The following is a 17,372-nucleotide window of genomic DNA, read 5'->3' as shown; positions in this document are numbered from 1 at the left end:
GGCTTTCCTGTTCACGGGGCTTGCCTGAGCGCCCCCGCATCCCCAGATCGAGAACCATGACTGATATCGCCCTGACGCTTGCCCAAGACCGCCTGCTGCGCCCCGGCGGCCTGGATACCGCTGGCCTGGAGCGCACCTTCGGCCAGCTGCTCGGCCCCGGTGTGGACTTCGGCGACCTTTATTTCCAGCATGCCCGCCGCGAGAGCTGGAGCGTGGAAGACGGCATCGTCAAGGACGGCGCCCATTCCATCGAGCAGGGCGTGGGCGTGCGGGCGATTTCCGGCGAGAAGACCGGCTTCGCCTACTCCGACGACATCCATGCTGATGCACTGCTGACGGCGGCGCAGTCGGCGCGTGCGATCTCGCGTGAAGGTGGCGCCCAGTCCGGGCGGTCGCTGCTGCGCGGCAACGCGCGCGCGCTGTACCCGGCGCTGGACCCGATCGATGGCATCGGCAACGAGGCCAAGGTCGAGGTGCTCAAGCGCCTGGATGGCTACCTGCGCGCCGCCGACCCGCGCGTGAAGCAGGTGATGGTGAGCCTGTCCGGCGGCGTCGATACGGTACTTATCGCCCGCAGCGACGGTGTGCTGGGCGCTGACGTGCGCCCGCTGGTGCGCCTGAACGTGCAGGTGATCGTCGAGCACAACGGCCGCCGCGAGTCCGGCTATGCCGGCGGTGGTGGCCGCTACGGGTATGAGGAGCTGTTCGCCGACGGCCGCCCCGAGGCCTTTGCCCGCGAGGCGCTGCGCCAGGCGCTGGTGAACCTGGACGCCGTTCCGGCACCGGCCGGGGTGATGCCGGTGGTACTGGGCCCGGGCTGGCCCGGCGTGCTGCTGCACGAAGCGGTCGGCCATGGCCTGGAAGGCGACTTCAACCGCAAGGGCACCAGCGTCTACGCGGGCCGCATCGGCGAGCGCGTTGCCGCCCCGGGCGTGACCATCGTCGATGACGGCACGCTGGACGGACGTCGTGGTTCGTTGAACATCGACGATGAGGGCCACCCGAGCCAGTGCACCACCTTGATCGAGGACGGCATCCTGGTGGGATACATGCAGGACAGTCTCAACGCACGGCTGATGGGCATGGCGCCGACCGGCAACGGCCGCCGTGAATCATTCGCGCACCTGACCATGCCGCGCATGACCAACACCTACATGCGCGCCGGCCAGCACGACCCACAGGAAATGATCCGTTCGGTGAAGAAGGGCCTGTACGCAGTCAACTTCGGTGGCGGTCAGGTCGACATCACCAGCGGCAAGTACGTGTTCTCGGCCACTGAGGCCTACCTGATCGAGGATGGCCGCATCACCACGCCGGTGAAGGGTGCGACGCTGATCGGCAACGGTCCGGAAACCATGCAGAAGGTGCGCATGGTCGGCAACGATCTGGCCCTGGACGAGGGCGTGGGCATCTGTGGCAAGGACGGGCAGAGCGTGCCCGTGGGTGTCGGCCAGCCCTCGCTGCTGATCGAGGGCATCACGGTCGGCGGTACCCAGGCCTGAGCCGGGCGATGGCCAGCGCCACCGCCCAGGCCGGCGCGGACTCAGTCCTCGTCGGCTTCGTCGCTGTCGACGGGGTCGGCGTCTTCGGCGCTGGCCTTCAGGCCCAGTGCGGCCGGCAGCATCAGCGCGCGCAGCACCTGGAAGATTTCGCGGTAGGCGCGCGGCGGCTTGTTCTTGGCCTTCTCGGCCTGCGCATTGCGTACCAGCGTGCGCAGCTGCTGGCGGTCGGCCTGCGGGTAGTCGTCCAGCAGTGCAGCCAGCGCCTTGTCACCCTCGGCCAGCAGGCGCTCGCGCCAGTCTTCCGCGCGGTGCATCATCGCCACTTCGCGGCGGCCGGTTTCGCTGTTGGCGTCCAGCGCATCGCGGATCGCATCCAGCGTGGCGTCTTCTTCGCGGCGCATGTGCTTGGCCAGAAACGCCAGCTGGCGCTTGTGGGCGATGTGGGCGGTGATGCGCTTGCACTCGGCGATATGCGGCAGCAGGTCTTCCGGGATCGGCAGGCGTGCCAGCTGGGCCGGGGTCAACGACACCAGCTTCTCGCCCAGGGCCAGGACGTCGAGCGCGTCGCGCCGGTTCTGGCTGCGGCTCTTGTCGTGGAATTCACCGGTTTCTTCGTCGCGTCCGCGCATCGTTCCTACCTGATCTCAAAAAAAGTCGCCCGGCGTGATGCCGGGCCCAACCCGTACAGGATAAAGCATTGAACGTGATCGCCCCTGAAGTCGCTGTCGGCGACGACAGCCTGGCCCGGCTGGAACGGCTGGCCGACCTCTCCCAGCAGCTGCTCGACCGCGCCCGTGCGCTGGGCGCCAGCCAGGCCGAGGTCAGCTGCAGCGAGGATCGTGGCCTGGAGGTCAATGTCCGCCTTGGCGAGGTGGAGACCGTGCAGTCCACCCGTGACCGCGGTATCGCCGTCACCGTCTATTTCGGCCAACGCAAGGGCAGCGCCAGCACCGGCGACCTGAACGAGGCCAGCCTTGCCGCCACGGTCGAGCAGGCCTGTGCGATCGCCCGGCACACCGAAGATGACCCGGCTGCTGGCCTGGCCGAGGCCGCACTGATGGCCACCGATTTCCCGGATCTGGATGCCTGGCACCCCTGGGCGCTGCAGGCCGACGAGGCGGTGGACCTGGCCCTGGCCTGCGAGAACGCAGGCCGTGAGGCCGATGCGCAGATCCGTAATTCCGACGGCGCCTCGGTTTCGAGCATGCAGAGCCTGTCGGTGTACGCCAATTCGCATGGCTTTTTCGGCCGTGAGCGTGGCACCCATCATTCGGTGGGCTGTGCGCTGATCGCCGGCCAGGGCGATGGCATGCAGCGCGATGGCTGGTACACCAGCGCGTTGGCCCGGGAGGACCTGGAAGACGTGGGCCTGGTCGGCCGTCGTGCTGCCGAGCGCACCGTCGCCCGCCTGCAGCCTCGCTCGATGGCCACCGGCACCATGCCGGTGCTGTTCGCCCCGGAAGTAGCGCGCAGCCTGGTTGGCCACCTGCTGTCGGCGGTGTCCGGCGGAGCGCTGTACCGCCAAGCCAGCTTCCTGCTGGACAGCGTTGGCCAGCAGCTGTTCCCGGACTGGATGCAGATCGAGGAACTGCCCCACCTGCGCCGTGGCCTGCGCTCGGCCGCCTTCGACGGTGACGGCGTGGCCACGCGTGCTTCGGCCCTGGTCCGTGACGGCGTGCTGCAGCGCTATGTGCTGGGCAGCTACTCGGCACGCAAGCTGGGGCTGCAGACCACCGCCAATGCCGGTGGCGTGCACAACCTGCAGCTGGCCGCCAACGCGGGCTCCCTGCAGGACATCGCCCGGCAGATGGGCGATGGCCTGCTGGTGACCGAATTGATGGGGCAGGGCGTGAACGGGGTGACCGGCGACTACTCGCGCGGTGCCGGCGGCTTCCGCGTCGAGAATGGTGAGATCCAGTACCCGGTGGATGGCATCACCATCGCCGGCAACCTGCGCGAGATGTTCAGCAGCATCGAAGCGGTCGGCAGTGACGTCGACCCGCGCTCGCACATCCGGACCGGTTCGATCCTGCTGGGGCGGATGACCATCGCCGGTAATGATTGATGGCGTCGATGGCGTAAGCTATGCCCGCCTGACGCAACCAGCTTGGTGCTGGTGGGTCAAGACCACCCAATGAAAAGGAGTTTTGTCGTGAGCGAATTCGATAACGTCCCGCCGCCGCCGGCCACCACCGACGTGCCGGCCGACCAGCGCACCATGGCCCTGGCCGCGCACCTGCTGGGCATCTTCACCGGCTTCATCGGCGCGCTGATCATCTGGCTGATCAACAAGGATGACGCGGGCAAGGCCTTCGTGACCGACCAGGCCAAGGAAGCCCTGAACTTCCAGATCACCGTGACCATCGCCATGGTCATCAGCATGATCCTGACCATCGTGATCATCGGCGTGTTCCTGGCCCCGATCGTGGGCATCATCAGCCTGGTGTTCAGCATCATCGCCGCGGTCAAGGCGAACAACGGCGAAGCCTACCGCTACCCGTTCGCGCTGCGCCTGGTCAAGTAAGATCGGCCACATGCGGAACTGAAAACGCCCGGCATTGCCGGGCGTTTTCATGTGCGGAGAGTGACGGGCGGTACCCGGCGAGCGCGCAGCACTCAATGATCGCGTTCGACCGCCAGCGTCGCCAGCGCGCGCAACGCATCGGCTTCCTCGCCATGGCCGGCCAGGATCGACTGCATGCGTGCGGCGAGTTCGTGCAGCTGGGCCTTCGCACCGTCCATGCCAAGCAGGGCGGGGAAGGTGCTCTTGTCCTGCGCCTGGTCCTTGCCGGCGGTCTTGCCCAGTTGCTCGGAACTGGCCTCGACATCGAGGATGTCGTCGCGTACCTGGAAGGCCAGGCCGAGTGCGTCGGCGAAGCTGTCCAGCTGGGCCAGCTGAGGTTCGTGGGCCTGGCCGCACAGCGCGCCCATGCGCACCGCCGCACGGATCAGCGCGCCGGTCTTCAGGGCATGCATGCGGGTCAATGCCGCCAGCGTCTGCTGCTGGCCGGTGGCATCGATATCCAGCGCCTGGCCACCACACATGCCAGCGGCGCCGGACGCGTGGGCCAGGGTCTGCAGGCAGGCCACGCGCAGCGTGGCAGGCAGCGGTGCATCGGCCAGCAGACCGAAGGCACGCGTCTGCAGTGCATCGCCTGCCAGAATCGCGGTGGCTTCGTCGAAGGCGATGTGGGTGGTCGGCTTGCCGCGACGCAGCGCGTCGTCATCCATTGCCGGCAGGTCGTCATGCACCAGCGAGTAGGCGTGGATGAGTTCGACGGACATGGCGGCCGCATCCAGGCTTTCCGGCTGCGCACCGAACAGGTGGCCACTGGCGTAGACCAGCAGCGGGCGCATGCGTTTGCCACCGCCCAGCACCGAATAGCGCATGGCCTGGTGCAGGCGCTGCGGTGCTTCGGCAGGCGAGGGCAGCGCGGCGTCGAGCTGGCTTTCGATACGGTCGCGCCAGCGCGCGAACAGAACCTCAGCCGTCATGGCTGGGCGGATCGAAAGGCTCGGATGCTTCCGGCTGCGCCGGATCGCTGAGCAGGCGCACGCGCAGCTCGGCCTGCTCCAGCGCCTGCTGGCACTGGCGATACAGACCGACGCCACGTTCGTAAGCACTGAGCGAAGCTTCCAGGCTCAGCTCGCCGGTTTCCATCTGCTCCACCAGCTGCTCCAGCGATTCGAGCGACTGCTCGAACTGGGCGACCGGGGAGGCGTTTTCGGGGGACTTCTTGGCCATGCGGCAAGTGTGGACGGGCCGCGCGCGGGGGTCAATTCACCAGCCGCCCGGGCGCCATTGCAACTGTGCGCCATGCGCCTGCAGCCAGGCCTGCAGCGGTGCGGCGACGACCACGTCGGCGGCGGCCAGCAACTGCGGGCCATCAAAGATCAGCGGCAGCTGCGCGCGCCGCCAGGGGGCGAGGTGTTCGCGTTGCAGGCACTCCTTCAATGCGTGCGAATGCTGGCGACCGGGCAGCAGAATGCGCTCACCGCCCACGCGTGCACGGACCTGCAGCGGTCGATCGAAGGCCGGGGTGCCCTGCAGGCGCAGCTGTCCGCCATCGGGCAGTGCCAGCGGTGCGCGTCCATCCCATTCGGCCTGCCACTCGTGGGGAAGCGCAGGCAGCCGGGCCGGCAGCAGGTAGGCGTGGTCGCGCCACTGTTGGATCGCGTGATCGTGCCAGCGCACCCGCGCCTGGCGATCGTTGTCGGCCGGCAGCAGCTCGTCCAGCGCCTGCTGCAGCACGGTGGCCGGCAGCGGTGCCGCGTCGTGGCCGGCCACCCAGGCACGCAGCACGCGTGCGGCACGGCCCGTTGAGACCTGGCGAAGCAGCTGCAGCGACAGCACGCGTGGAGCGACTTCCAGGTGTGCGATCAGCTCGGCGTCTTCCTCGTCAAGCAGTTCGCGGGTCTGCCCGCAGTGCGTTGCGCTGCCCGCCATCGCCGCAGCGGCATGCGGCCAGCGCTGGCGCAACAGTGGCAGTACCTGCAGGCGCAGGAAGTTGCGATCGGCGTGGTCGTCGGCGTTGCTGGGGTCTTCGATCCAGTGCAGTGCATGCTGGCGGGCGTAGTCGAGGAGTGCACTGCGTGGCACTGCCAGCAGCGGTCGCCATAGAGGCTTTTCGCCAAGGCGGCTGTGCGTGGACATCGCCGCCAGGCCATCGACGCCGGAAGCGCGCAGGGCGCGCAACAGGAAAGTCTCGGCCTGGTCGTCCTGGTGCTGTGCGAGCGCCAGGGTTTCGCCGTCGCGCAGTTCGGCCGCGAACGCGGCGCGTCGTGCCAGTCGCGCGGCACCCTCGGTGCCCAGGCCTGTGCCGTTCTCGACCTGCACGCGGTGCACGGCCAGTTCGATGCCCCTGGCATCGCATTGCTGCTGGCAGTGCAGCACCCAGTCATCTGCATCGGGCTGCAGCCCGTGGTGCACGTGCACCGCGCGCAGCGCCGTGCCGGAAGCTTGCGCGCAGCACCACAGCCAATGCAGCAGCACGGTGGAGTCGACACCACCGCTGTAGCCCACCAGCAGCGGCGCATCCAGCGGAACGAGGGCAGGGAATTCACTCACGCCGGCAAGTATAGGGTTGGTCGGCAGGGCTGCGCCCTGCACCCGCAGACGCGCAAGCAACGGCAACGGCCGAAGCAACAGCGGAAGCGGGTTTCCTGAGGGTTGGCGGGGTGGGTCCGGTTGCGGGGGCCGCTGCAAGTCCCCCTCCGGGGCCCGGCCCAGCCGCTGGCGGCTGTGCGTTCGGGCGCTTGCGAAGCCGTGCTTCGCAAGCAAAGCGCCCTCACCCATGTAAGCTCGGTCGCCGCTTGCTCGTGTGCGCAGTCCTGCGCACACGGCAAGACCGGGGTTGGGCATCCTGCCCAACCCGCCCGAGGCATGCCTCGGGCCCATGCGGCTCACGCCCCCGCAACCGGACCCACCCCGCCTTCGACAGAATGCCGCGATCTGCCAGAACGGCGTCGTGCACCGCTTTGGTAGGTGTCGACCTTGGTCGACACAGTAGATCCACGCCATGCGTGGATGACTCATTCGATATCTGACAGATGTGTCGACCAAGGTCGACACCTACCAACAGCCGCGGAGATCTGTCAGAGGCGGGGCACTGTGGGTTTGCGGGGTGTGAGCCGCATGGATGCGGCGATCAAGGCTACATGGACGTACTTGCGCCGTCCCCGCAAACCCACAGTGCCCCGCCATTCCACGGAATGCACGCTGTTGCTTCGGCCGTTGCGTCTGCAGGTGCAGGGCGCGGCCCTGCCGAAAAACCTACTTCACCCGACGGCCCGAGCGGTTGATCCGGAACCGCTCTCCGCCTTCCATCGGCGTGTGGCCATCGGCATCCGGCGTGCCGCGCCGGCAGCCATTGCAGACTTCGGCCACGCCATCCTGGAATGGCCAACCGAAATCGAAGGTGCCGGGCACCGCCTGGCGGAACTTCAGATCGAAGTAGGCCACGCGGTTGCCGACGCGGGCGCGCAGCAGGCCTTCCTGCGGTGTTTCCGGACCGTTGTCCCAAGTCAGTACCGGCAGGCTGCGGCCCTTGCGGTTGACGTAGTGGAAGCCCTGGTCGGCGTACACCACGGCCAGGCCGTGGTCGTCGTAGTTCAGGTCCTTCAGCGTGTCGGCGCTGATCTTCGGCCGGTGATCGACCACCTCGCAGTTGGGCAGCGGCCACAACCCGTGTTCGTCGGTCAGCAGCTTGCACGCCGGTGCCTGTGCCGCTGCATTGGCACTGGCCAGCACGCCAAGCAGGACCAGCGACCGCGCGAAGCGGCCGCTGGCAGGGGCAGGGTGGGCCTGCCTCACGATCACTTGGCCTCGGCCTTGCGCTCGAATGCGGTCGGCGCCGGCAGCTGTACCGGCACGCCCTTGTCGTCGCAGGTGCCGGCCTGGCACAGGCGCTCGCGCAGGGCCGGGGTGGCCTGCACGATCATGTGGTAGATCGCGTTCTGTTCCAGCGTGCCGCGGATCGCCTTGCTGCCCGGGCCGCGTGCCCAGATACCGACGTCTTCGCCGCCGTGCGACTCGGACTTCATCGGCACCAGTGCTTCCTGCATGTAGTCCGGATGCTCGGTGTCGACCTCGCGCAGGTTCGGGCGGCCGTTGGCCGGTTCGAAGCTGCTCGGGTTGTGCGGGTAACGCTTCGGACCGGCCGGCTGCTGGTTGCTGCTGCCGGTATGGCCCGGGCCATTGGCGTAGCTCAGCGTGGTGTACGGCTGGCCGGTGCCGTCCAGCGCGTAGTCCAGCTTGCCGGCGCCGTCTTCGCCGCCCTTGTCCTTCACCTTGCCCAGGATCGGGTTGCCGCGCGCCGGGTAGCCGACGAAGTTCAGGGTGTGCGAGTGGTCGGCGGTGACGATGATCAGGGTATCGTCGGCCGAGGTCAGTTCGTTGGCCACGCGCACCGCGTCGGACAGGGCCACGGTCTCGGTCAGCGCACGGTAGGCGTTGCCGCTGTGGTTGGCGTGGTCGATGCGCGCGCCTTCGATCATCAGTACGTAGCCTTCCTGGTGCTTGGCCAGATTCTTGATCGCGGCGGCAGTCAGTTCGGCCAGGCTCGGCTCACCGCCCGGATCCTGCGGGCGCTCGTACTCGTAGCGCATGTGGTCCGGCTCGAACAGGCCAAGGATGGCCGGCGCATTCGCGGCGGCGGCCAGCTGCTTGCTGTTCCACACGTAGGCACCCTGAGGATGCGCCTGCTGCCATTCCTGCACCAGGCTGCGGCCGTCCAGGCGCTGGCCGACCTTGTCGTCGTACTCGGGATCGCGCTCTTCCACGGTGGTGAACTCACCACGACCACCGCCGAGGGCGACCAGCGGGCCACGGCCATAGCGCGAGGTGGACAACAGCTGCTGGGCGATGTCCTTGCAGCCGGCGGCCTTTGCGGCTTCGGTCAGGTCGGTGTCGTTTTCCCAGTTGCGCTCGGGCGAGTGCGCGTAGGTGGCGGCCGGAGTGGCATGGGTCAGGCGTGCGGTGGACACCACACCGGTGGCCAGGCCGGCGCTGTCGGCCAGCTGCAGCCAGGTCAGCAGGCCCTTGGACAGGCTGTCGGCGCAGTCGGTGCGGCTGCCGGCGCTGACGCCGATCGCGCCCATGTGGGTCTTCACGCCGGTGGTGATGGCGGTCATGGTGCCGGCCGAATCCGGGGTTTGCGAATCGGTGTTGTAGGTCTTGCTGAACGCCGTGGCCGGGAAGCGCTCCCAGGACAGCAGGTTCTCTTCACCCGAGCCGCCCTTCTGCTGGCCTTCGTAGATGCGCGAGGCGGCCACCGTGGTCAGGCTCATGCCGTCGCCGAGGAACAGGATGACGTTCTTGGCCTTGCCGGACATCGCGCCGTTGGCGGCGGCCTGGGCGGCGCCGCTGCGGTACCACCACTGCGGGGTCTCGCCGGCCGGATGGGCAACGGGGTCGACGGCGACCTTCAGGCCGGCCGGGGCGGACGCGGGGGTGGTGCTGGCGCAGGCGCCCAGCAGCAGGGTGGTGGCGCAGGCGGCCAACAGGGAGACGGAACGGCGCATGGACGCTGGGATCTCACAAACTGTAACGGGACGTTCATTATGCCCGCCCTCGCAAGGCACGCCGATGACACACTGATTTGCCGGCCGGGCGGTCGTTCCGCGGGCCGCCTTGGGCTATCGTGCCAGCATCCCTTCCTTCCCCTCTGGATTGCCTATGAAGCTGGTCTCTGCCTGGCTGCGGATTCCATTCTGGCAGCGCGTGGTCGGTGGCTTCGTGCTCGGCGCGCTGGCCGGCTGGGCGCTCGGCCCGGCCGCGGAAACGTGGTTCGGCCCGCTCGGCGAGCTGTACGTCACCCTGATCAAGATGATCGCCGTGCCGCTGGTGTTCTTCGCGGTCATCAACGCAATCTCGTCGCTGCACGGCCAGAAGTCGGTCGCCGCGCTCAGTGGCCGCACCTTCCTGTGGTTCGTGATCACCGCCGCGTTGGCGGTGTGCGTCGGCCTGGGCGTGGGCACCGTGCTGCAGCCCGGCGCCGGTGGCCTGCAGCTGTCGATGGCCAGCAACTACGTGCCGCGCGAAGTGCCCAGCGTGGTGCAGGTGCTGCTGGACGTGGTGCCGGCCAATGTCTTCTACGCGCTGTCCGGCATCGGCACCAAGGTCAATGCGGCCGGTGAAACCGTGCTGGCTGCCGGTCGCGGCTCGATCCTGCCAGTGATCTTCTTCGCTGGCCTGGTGGGCTTTGCCATCGTCAAGCTGGGCGAGAAGGTGACCGAGGCGCGCAAGCTGGTCGGGCAGATGAGCGACATCATGATCCAGGTGACCCGCTTCGTGCTGGAAGTCACCCCGATCGGCACCTTCGGCCTGATTGCCGGCCTGGTCGGCAGCTACGGTTTCGAGAAGCTGCTGCCGCTGGGCCACTTCGTGCTGGCGCTGTACGTGGCCTGCGCACTGCACATCGTGGTGGTCTACAGCGCACTGCTGCTGGCGCACGGCCTGAACCCGCTGAAGTTCTTCCGTGGCGCGGCGCCGGGCATGCAGGTCGCCTTCGTCAGCTCGTCCAGCTTCGCAGCGATGCCGGTGGCGCTGCGCTCGATCACCCACAACCTGGGCGTGAACAAGGACTACGGTTCGTTCGCGGTGCCGCTGGGTGCCAGCATCAAGATGGATGGCTGCGGCGCGATCTACCCGGCGCTGTGCGCGGTGTTCATCGCGCAGTACAGCGGTGTGCCGCTGACCCCGGAGCAGTACGTGGTGGTGCTGATCGCCTCGGTGCTGGGCAGCTTCGGTACGGCCGGCGTGCCGGGTACCGCGGTGATCATGGCCACGGTGGTGCTGAGCGCAGCCAACCTGCCGCTGGAGACCATCGGCTACCTGTATGCCATCGACCGCATCCTGGACATGATGCGCACGATGACGAATGTGACGGGCCAGATGCTGGTGCCGGTGATCGTGGCCAAGGAAACCGGACTGCTTGACCAGGCGGTGTATGACAACCCGTCCAGCAATGTGGGTGTGGATGATCCCGACCCGACACCGCCACGCGGCTGAGGTTGCGTGGAGATGAAAGGCCCGCCCTGAACGGCGGGCTTTTTGTTTTGGAGCTGACTGGCGCGGTGCCGATCAGGGTAGGTCCCCGGTAGATCCACGCCATGCGTGGATGGCCGCAGTGCCGACCAACGGCCGGCACCCACCGGGGCAGGTGGCGCAGTGCCGGCCAAGGTCGGCACCCACCGGGGCAGGTGGCGCAGTGCCGGCCAAGGTCGGCACCCAGTGGGGGCGCAAACAAAAAAGCCGCTGCAGGGCAGCGGCTTTCTCGTGTCAGGCGGCGCGGTGGCGCCAGCGGGTCAGAGATCGACCCGGCGGGCCTGCATGAACTTGTTGCCCCAGTAGCCGCTGAGCAGGGTGTCCACGCGGACGTCCTTGCCGGAGCTCGGTGCGTGCAGGAAGCGGCCATCGCCAACATAGATGCCGACGTGGTCGACGCGGCCCTTGCGGCCGAAGAACACCAGGTCACCGGCAGCCAGTGCGGTGCGGTCGTTGATCAGTTCGGCGTTGTCATCGTGCGCCATTTCGCGGGAGACGCGCGGCAGCTCGATACCCAGGGCCGAGCGGAACACGTAACCGACCAGGCCGCTGCAGTCGAAACCGCTGTCCGGGTTGCTGCCACCCCAACGATACGGGGTGCCCAGCAGGGTCATCGCGCGGCGCAGCAGCGATTGCACCTTGCCGTTGTCGGCGGCGGTGCCGACAACGCTGCCATTGGCGGCGCTGCTGGTGTCGTAGTTGGCGAGCAGGCGGCTGAGATCACCGGCCACCACGGCCGAGCGGTCCATCAGCGGAATGGTGTCGTTGGCAGCCAGGTGCGGCAGCAGGGCGGCCAGCGTGGCGCTGGCGGCGGCATCGACGCGGCTGCGCTGCGGAGCGGCAGCCTCGGCCTTGGCGGCCGGTCGGGCGGTGCTCTCGGCCACCGGGGCCGGGGTCACATCGGAACGGTTCGGAGCAGTCTGCGACCAGGCCGGAAGGCTGGTCAGACACAGTGCCAGGCCAAGCAACAGCGGGCGGGCACTACGTGAAGATACGGAAGTCTGGCCTTCGCTTTTCAGGTCGTCAGTCGTCACGCGTCGGTCACAGGAAAAAAACGATGGGGCATCATGCCCTGTAAAAGCGGCAATAAGTTAAAAATTCCGTTAGTAAATCGTTAGTTTCACGGTGATGTGCGTCACAATTTTGAACATATCGCCTGTTCATTTTAGCGAAGGACACGTTTCGCCCCGGTGTAGTGGTCCTTCCAGTACGGACCGCTGAGCGAGTCCAGCCGGACCGTGCCACCGGTGCTCGGCGCGTGCACGAAGCGCCCTTCACCCACATAAATGCCGACATGGGTGACGCTGCCGCGGCTGCCGAAGAACACCAGGTCGCCGGTGGCCAGGCGCTGCGGGTCGATCTTCGGGCCCTGTACCGCCGCCAGGTCGCGCGAGGTGCGCGGCAGTTTCAGGTCCAGCATCTCGCGGTAGACGTAGGCCACCAGGCCGCTGCAGTCGAAGCCGGAGTCGGGGGTATTGCCGCCATAGCGATAGGGGGTGCCGACCAGGCTGATGGCGCGCATCAGCACCGAGTTGGCCGCCTCGGGATTGTCCGGCACGGTCTTCGGCCAGTTCGCGGTCGGCGGGGGCGGCGCGGGTCGGGTGGCCATGCCGCCGCCGCAGGCGGTCATCAGCACGGGCAGGGCCAGCAGCAGGGCCGGGGCGAGGAGCCGGCGCAGGCCGGACGAAACTGGCGTGATGTGCATGATCTCCGGATAATGCGCCACCTTAGGATTGGCCGTCATGATGGCGGCGTCCCCGCCGGGCGACAACCCGCCCCAACCCGCTTGCCTCCGGCAGATCCAGACAGAGTTGCGCATGAAGATCGAAAAAGACCGCGTTGTCCGCTTCCACTACACCGTTTCCGAAGTCGGCCAGGAGCCGATCGAATCGTCCAAGGACCGCGGCGAGCCGCTGGCGATCCTGATCGGCCACGGGAACATCATCCCGGGCCTGGAAAACGCCATGATGGACAAGGAAGCCGGCGCGACCTTCAGCGTCGACGTCAACGCTGCCGATGCCTACGGCGAGCGTCGTGAGGGCCTGTCCCAGCGCGTGCCGAAGAAGCACTTCGGCAACACCAAGCTGGCTCCGGGCCAGCAGGTCGTGCTGCAGACCAACTTCGGCCCGCGTGCGGTGACCGTGCAGAAGGTCGGCATGAGCGTCGTCGACGTCGACCTGAACCATCCGATGGCCGGCAAGGACCTGCACTTCGACGTGGAAATCGTCGATGTGCGCGAAGCCGGCAAGGAAGAAATCGACCACGGCCACGTCCACGGCGACGGCGGTCACCAGCACTGATCGCAGCGCGATCGTGATGGCAGCAACGGCCCGCTTCGGCGGGCCGTTGCGTTTGTGGAACACGGCGCGGCCATCCATGGTGCGCAGGCCGGCGGCATAATGGCGGACCTGCCCGACGGACGCCCTGTGAACGCCGCTTCTCCTTCCCTGCAGCCGGTGGCTTCCGGCGAACGCATCGCCGTGCTTGACGTGCTGCGCGGTGCTGCGCTGCTGGGCATCCTGCTGATGAACATCGAGGCCTTCAGCGGGCCGCTGGACCTGGCGTTCACCGGCATCGACGTGCATTGGCAGGGCATCGACTACTGGGCCGATGCCTTTGTCTACGTGTTCGTGCAGGGCAAGTTCTTCACCCTGTTCTCGTTGCTGTTCGGTGCCGGCTTCGCGGTGATGGTGCAGCGCGCTGAGGCCGCCGGGCGCGACTTCACCCCGTTCTACCTGCGCCGCAGCGCTGGCTTGCTGCTGATCGGTCTGTGCCATGCACTGCTGGTCTGGTCCGGCGACATTCTGGTGATGTATGCACTGATCTCGTTGCCGCTGCTGGCCTGCCGCGAGGCGCCACGCAGCTGGCTGCCGTGGATGGGGCTGATGGTCTACCTCGGCGGTGTGGCGATGATGCTGCTGGTCGGCGCGATGGTGTCGATGGCTTCGGCCGAAGATGTGCAGGGCATGCTTGCTGAGGCGCAGCGGAGCATTGAGCTGCAGCGGCAGGTGTACGGGCAGGGCAGCTGGGCGCAGGCCAATGTGCAGCGCCTGAGTGAGTTCGGTACGTCCATGGGGGCGCTGCTGATCACCGGCCCGGAAGTGCTGGGCATGTTCCTGATCGGCAGCTGGTTCGCCGGCAGTGGCGCGCTGGCGACGCCGGAGCGCTTCCCGCGCCTGTACGCGTCGCTGCGCTGGATCGCACTGCCGCTGGGCCTGCTGGTCACGCTGCTGGGGGTTGCCTGGAAACCCTACCTGGCACCGGGCGCCTACAACCTTCCGGTGACGGCGGCGATGGGCCTGGTGACCATAGGCGGCCTGCCGATGTGCCTGGGCTATCTGGCGTGGATCGTGCATTGGCGCACGCGGCTGGCCTGGCTGGCGCCGGTGGGGCGCATGGCGCTGACCCATTACCTGGCGCAGTCGCTGGTCTGCACGCTGCTTTTCTATCACTACGGACTGGGATGGTTCGAGGTGATGCCGCGCAGCGTGCAGCTGCTGTTCGCACTACTGCTGTTCGCTGTGCAGGTGGGCATTTCGCACGCGTGGTTGCGCCGCTTCCGTTTCGGGCCGATGGAATGGCTGTGGCGTGCGATGACCTACCGGCAGTGGCCGCCGATGCGGCGCGGGGCCGGGCAGGGCTGATCGATGCAGGGCGCGCGCGAGGATGTGATCGTGGTCGGCGCCGGTGCCATTGGACTGGCCGTCGCGCTCGCGCTGCGCGCACAGGGCCGGCAGGTACGCGTGATAGACCGTGGGCGTGTCGGCGGCGCGACCTCGCATGGCAACTGCGGCACCATCACCCCCAGCCACGCGCCGCCGCTGCCAGCGCCTGGCGTACCGTTGCGCGCGCTGCGCTGGATGCTCGATCCGCGTGCGCCGTTGTACGTGCGTACGCGACTGGACCCTGCATTGTGGCGCTGGCTGCTGCAGTTCAGCGCACGCTGCAATGCCCGCGACTGGCTGCAGGCCACGCGCGCCCGCGCTGCGCTGCTGAATGATTCCCGGCTGCGCCTGGCACAGTGGGTGCAGGTGCATGCGCTGGACTGCGAATTCGATACCCGCGGTCTGGACTACGTGTTTGGCGATGCCCGCAATTTCGATCACCACGCCGCTGAGTGTGAGGCACTGAACGCGCAGGGCATCGCCACGGCGCGCATCGACGGCGCCGACTATGCGCGCGACAATCCGGCGTTCCATGATCGCCTCGCCGGTGCGATCCACTTTCCCGGCGATGCGCAGCTGCGTCCGGACCGCTATACCGCTGAACTGGCGCGCGTGCTGCGCGCGCAGGGCGTGGTGATCGACGAACAGGTGGACGTGCAGGGATTCAGTGACGATGCGCAGGGCGTACGCGTGCAGGCCGGCCTGCAGACCGTGCGGGCGCGTGAGCTGGTACTGGCCACTGGCCCGTGGTCGCGCGACTGGGCACGGCAACTGGACCTGCGCGTGCCGATTCAGCCCGGCAAGGGCTATTCGCTGACCTGGTCACGACCGGAGCAGGTGCCGCAGCGTCCAGTCGTACTGAAGGACCATTCCGTGTTCGTGATTGCCTGGCGCGATGCGTTGCGCCTGGGCGGCACCATGGAATTCGCCGGTGCCGACCCGCAGCTGCGCACGCGCCGCCTGCAGGCCCTGCAGCAGGCCGCCGACCGCTACCTGCGCGCGCCGCGCGGTGCGCAGCTGCAGGAGCAGTGGTGCGGGTGGCGCCCCATGAGCGTGGACGACGTGCCGTTGATCGGCCGCGCGCCTGCGCATCCTCACGTCTGGCTTGCAGCGGGGCATGGCATGCTCGGCATCAGCATGAGCGCCGGCACCGGCCAGCTGATCGCCGATCTCGTCTGCGGCCGCACGCCAGCGATCGATCCTGCCCCTTACCGACCCGAGCGATTCCGATGAGCACTGCACCCTATGATTACGACCTGATCGTCCTTGGCGGCGGCTCCGCCGGCCTGGCTGGTGCGATCCGTGCCGCGCAGCATGGCAAGCGCGTGGCAATGCTGGAGCCCGGTGAGCTGGGCGGGACCTGCGTCAATGTCGGCTGCGTGCCGAAGAAGGCGATGTGGCTGGCGGCCGACCTGCATGAGCGCATCGGCCTGGCCAGTGCGATGGGCTTCGATGTTCAGGCGCGCCCGGCGCTGTCGTGGAAGGAACTGGTGATCCATCGCCAGGCCTACATCAGCAACATCCACACCAGCTACCACAAACGCCTGGATGAGACCGGCGTGGTGCGCATTCCGGCGCGCGGCCATCTGCTCGATGCGCATACCGTGGCCTGCAGTGATGGCGTGCGTTACAGCGCCGAGCACATCCTGATCGCCACCGGCGCGCACCCGCTGCGTCCAGATATCCCCGGCGCGGAACTGGGCCTGGTCTCCGATGATTTCTTCGACCTGCGTGCGGCGCCGGCCGAGGTGGCGATCATCGGCGGTGGCTACATCGCGGTGGAGCTGGCCGGCCTGCTGCAGGCACTGGGCAGCAAGGTGAGCCTGCTGGTGCGTGGCCAACGGCTGCTGGATCGCTTCGATTACGAGCTGACTGATCAGCTGGCCGAGAACCTGAAGCAGCAGGGCGTGCGCATCCATTTCGGCTATCGCCTGCGCGAACTGCAGCGCGATGGCGAACGCGTACGTGCGTTCGGCCATGACGGCCCGCTCGACAGCGTGTTCGACGCGGTGTTCTTCGCCACCGGCCGCCGCGGCAACAGTCGTGATCTGGGCCTGGAAGCGCTCGGCATCGGCATTGGCGAACACCAGCAGGTGCAGGTGGACGAATGGCAGACCACCAGCGTGCCGAGCGTGCACGCGGTGGGTGACATCGCCGGCAAGGTCGGCCTGACCCCGGTGGCGGTGGCTGCTTCGCGACGGTTGATGGATCGCCTGTTCGGTGGTCGCCCGCAGTCGAAGATGGATTACGAGAACGTGGCCAGCGTGGTGTTCTCGCACCCGCCGCTGGGCGCGGTGGGCATGAGCGAAGTAGAAGCACGTGCACGTTTCGACCAGGTGAGCGTTTACCACAGCCGTTTCCGACCGATGCTGCAGGCGCTGGCCAACGGTACACAGCGCAGCCTGTTCAAGATGGTCTGCGCCGGCCCGGAAGAACGCGTGGTAGGTATCCACCTGCTGGGCGAAGCGGCCGACGAGATCCTGCAGGGTTTCGCGGTGGCGGTGAAGATGGGCGCGACCAAGGCCCAGTTCGATGACACCGTGGCGATCCACCCGACCTCGGCTGAGGAAGTGGTGCTGATGCGCTGACCTGCGGTTGCTGCAGAGCCGAGCCCATGCTCGGCCGTCGCTCTTTGTAGAGTCGAGATCCTATGTTCGT

At 67.6% G+C, this 17,372-nt stretch carries 16 protein-coding genes; 8 read left to right on the top strand and 8 right to left on the bottom strand.

What is annotated here, in order from left to right; all coding sequences use genetic code 11:
* Positions 1–56: 56 nt before the first annotated feature.
* Positions 57–1,502, top strand: coding sequence for a metalloprotease TldD (gene tldD / locus ACZK33_RS16760; protein WP_049398683.1), 1,446 nt, complete (start codon positions 57–59; stop codon positions 1,500–1,502).
* 41 nt (positions 1,503–1,543) lie between these two features.
* Here the strand turns inward: tldD and yjgA are convergent, their stop codons facing one another.
* Positions 1,544–2,131 (bottom strand): ribosome biogenesis factor YjgA, encoded by a 588-nt coding sequence (gene yjgA / locus ACZK33_RS16755; RefSeq protein ID WP_369353856.1) that lies wholly within the window; start codon positions 2,129–2,131, stop codon positions 1,544–1,546.
* Positions 2,132–2,199: 68 nt separating this feature from the next.
* Between yjgA and pmbA the strand changes: the two genes are divergently transcribed.
* Both pmbA and ACZK33_RS16745 read left to right on the top strand, forming a co-directional pair.
* Positions 2,200–3,567 (top strand): metalloprotease PmbA, encoded by a 1,368-nt coding sequence (gene pmbA / locus ACZK33_RS16750; protein WP_121504581.1) that lies wholly within the window; start codon positions 2,200–2,202, stop codon positions 3,565–3,567.
* A gap of 87 nt (positions 3,568–3,654) precedes the next feature.
* Positions 3,655–4,026: a DUF4870 domain-containing protein gene (locus tag ACZK33_RS16745; RefSeq protein ID WP_423175091.1), complete on the top strand. Its 372-nt coding sequence runs from the start codon at positions 3,655–3,657 to the stop codon at positions 4,024–4,026.
* A 92-nt stretch (positions 4,027–4,118) separates the two neighbouring features.
* On the opposite strand, the gene ACZK33_RS16740 is transcribed toward ACZK33_RS16745, so the two are convergent.
* From ACZK33_RS16740 to ACZK33_RS16720, 5 genes are all read right to left on the bottom strand, one after another.
* The gene (locus ACZK33_RS16740) at positions 4,119–4,997 is read right to left on the bottom strand and encodes a polyprenyl synthetase family protein (protein ID WP_423175092.1); all 879 of its coding nucleotides are present in this window, start codon (positions 4,995–4,997) and stop codon (positions 4,119–4,121) included.
* Positions 4,987–5,247 (bottom strand): exodeoxyribonuclease VII small subunit, encoded by a 261-nt coding sequence (locus tag ACZK33_RS16735; protein ID WP_005410522.1) that lies wholly within the window; start codon positions 5,245–5,247, stop codon positions 4,987–4,989. Before ACZK33_RS16735 ends, ACZK33_RS16740 begins: the two co-directional genes overlap by 11 nt.
* Before the next feature lie 36 nt (positions 5,248–5,283).
* A complete protein-coding gene (gene tilS, locus ACZK33_RS16730; RefSeq protein ID WP_478455099.1) occupies positions 5,284–6,582 on the bottom strand; it encodes a tRNA lysidine(34) synthetase TilS in 1,299 nt (432 codons plus the stop codon).
* Between the two features lie 693 nt (positions 6,583–7,275).
* Positions 7,276–7,821: a WG repeat-containing protein gene (locus ACZK33_RS16725; protein ID WP_423173764.1), complete on the bottom strand. Its 546-nt coding sequence runs from the start codon at positions 7,819–7,821 to the stop codon at positions 7,276–7,278.
* The gene (locus ACZK33_RS16720) at positions 7,818–9,524 is read right to left on the bottom strand and encodes an alkaline phosphatase (protein WP_032128997.1); all 1,707 of its coding nucleotides are present in this window, start codon (positions 9,522–9,524) and stop codon (positions 7,818–7,820) included. Before ACZK33_RS16720 ends, ACZK33_RS16725 begins: the two co-directional genes overlap by 4 nt.
* Before the next feature lie 154 nt (positions 9,525–9,678).
* On the opposite strand from ACZK33_RS16720, the gene ACZK33_RS16715 reads away from it, so the two are divergent.
* Positions 9,679–11,013, top strand: coding sequence for a dicarboxylate/amino acid:cation symporter (locus tag ACZK33_RS16715; protein ID WP_046988032.1), 1,335 nt, complete (start codon positions 9,679–9,681; stop codon positions 11,011–11,013).
* 296 nt (positions 11,014–11,309) lie between these two features.
* On the opposite strand, the gene ACZK33_RS16710 is transcribed toward ACZK33_RS16715, so the two are convergent.
* Complete coding sequence (locus ACZK33_RS16710) at positions 11,310–12,083, bottom strand: C40 family peptidase (protein WP_005414115.1); 774 nt, start codon at positions 12,081–12,083, stop codon at positions 11,310–11,312.
* A 131-nt stretch (positions 12,084–12,214) separates the two neighbouring features.
* Positions 12,215–12,793, bottom strand: coding sequence for a C40 family peptidase (locus ACZK33_RS16705; protein ID WP_423173765.1), 579 nt, complete (start codon positions 12,791–12,793; stop codon positions 12,215–12,217).
* Positions 12,794–12,866: 73 nt separating this feature from the next.
* Between ACZK33_RS16705 and ACZK33_RS16700 the strand changes: the two genes are divergently transcribed.
* The 4 genes from ACZK33_RS16700 (at position 12,867) to gorA (ending at position 17,302) form a co-directional block, all read left to right on the top strand.
* Positions 12,867–13,349 carry an FKBP-type peptidyl-prolyl cis-trans isomerase gene (locus ACZK33_RS16700; protein ID WP_049398704.1) on the top strand — a complete coding sequence of 161 codons (483 nt, stop codon included), beginning with the start codon at positions 12,867–12,869 and terminating at the stop codon, positions 13,347–13,349.
* Positions 13,350–13,448: 99 nt separating this feature from the next.
* Complete coding sequence (locus ACZK33_RS16695; protein WP_423173766.1) at positions 13,449–14,693, top strand: DUF418 domain-containing protein; 1,245 nt, start codon at positions 13,449–13,451, stop codon at positions 14,691–14,693.
* Between the two features lie 3 nt (positions 14,694–14,696).
* Positions 14,697–15,947, top strand: coding sequence for an NAD(P)/FAD-dependent oxidoreductase (locus tag ACZK33_RS16690; protein WP_329894401.1), 1,251 nt, complete (start codon positions 14,697–14,699; stop codon positions 15,945–15,947).
* A complete protein-coding gene (gene gorA, locus ACZK33_RS16685; protein WP_423173767.1) occupies positions 15,944–17,302 on the top strand; it encodes a glutathione-disulfide reductase in 1,359 nt (452 codons plus the stop codon). The genes ACZK33_RS16690 and gorA overlap by 4 nt, the downstream gene beginning before the upstream one ends.
* Positions 17,303–17,372 lie beyond the last annotated feature (70 nt).

Source organism: Stenotrophomonas sp. 86156_Sma, from assembly GCF_056481625.1.
The sequence above is the reverse complement of the archived record's forward strand: the minus strand, read 5'-3'. Positions and strand labels throughout refer to the sequence as shown.

Excerpts from the sequence above, each read along its gene's own strand:
- tldD (WP_049398683.1), top strand. The coding sequence starts at position 57 with ATGACTGATATCGCCCTGACGCTTGCCCAAGACCGCCTGCTGCGCCCC.
- ACZK33_RS16700 (WP_049398704.1), top strand. The coding sequence starts at position 12,867 with ATGAAGATCGAAAAAGACCGCGTTGTCCGCTTCCACTACACCGTTTCC.
- ACZK33_RS16690 (WP_329894401.1), top strand. The coding sequence starts at position 14,697 with ATGCAGGGCGCGCGCGAGGATGTGATCGTGGTCGGCGCCGGTGCCATT.
- gorA (WP_423173767.1), top strand. The coding sequence starts at position 15,944 with ATGAGCACTGCACCCTATGATTACGACCTGATCGTCCTTGGCGGCGGC.
- yjgA (WP_369353856.1), bottom strand. The coding sequence starts at position 2,131 with ATGCGCGGACGCGACGAAGAAACCGGTGAATTCCACGACAAGAGCCGC.
- ACZK33_RS16720 (WP_032128997.1), bottom strand. The coding sequence starts at position 9,524 with ATGCGCCGTTCCGTCTCCCTGTTGGCCGCCTGCGCCACCACCCTGCTG.
- ACZK33_RS16740 (WP_423175092.1), bottom strand. The coding sequence starts at position 4,997 with ATGACGGCTGAGGTTCTGTTCGCGCGCTGGCGCGACCGTATCGAAAGC.
- ACZK33_RS16705 (WP_423173765.1), bottom strand. The coding sequence starts at position 12,793 with ATGACGGCCAATCCTAAGGTGGCGCATTATCCGGAGATCATGCACATC.
- ACZK33_RS16735 (WP_005410522.1), bottom strand. The coding sequence starts at position 5,247 with ATGGCCAAGAAGTCCCCCGAAAACGCCTCCCCGGTCGCCCAGTTCGAG.
- ACZK33_RS16695 (WP_423173766.1), top strand. The coding sequence starts at position 13,449 with ATGGCGGACCTGCCCGACGGACGCCCTGTGAACGCCGCTTCTCCTTCC.
- ACZK33_RS16715 (WP_046988032.1), top strand. The coding sequence starts at position 9,679 with ATGAAGCTGGTCTCTGCCTGGCTGCGGATTCCATTCTGGCAGCGCGTG.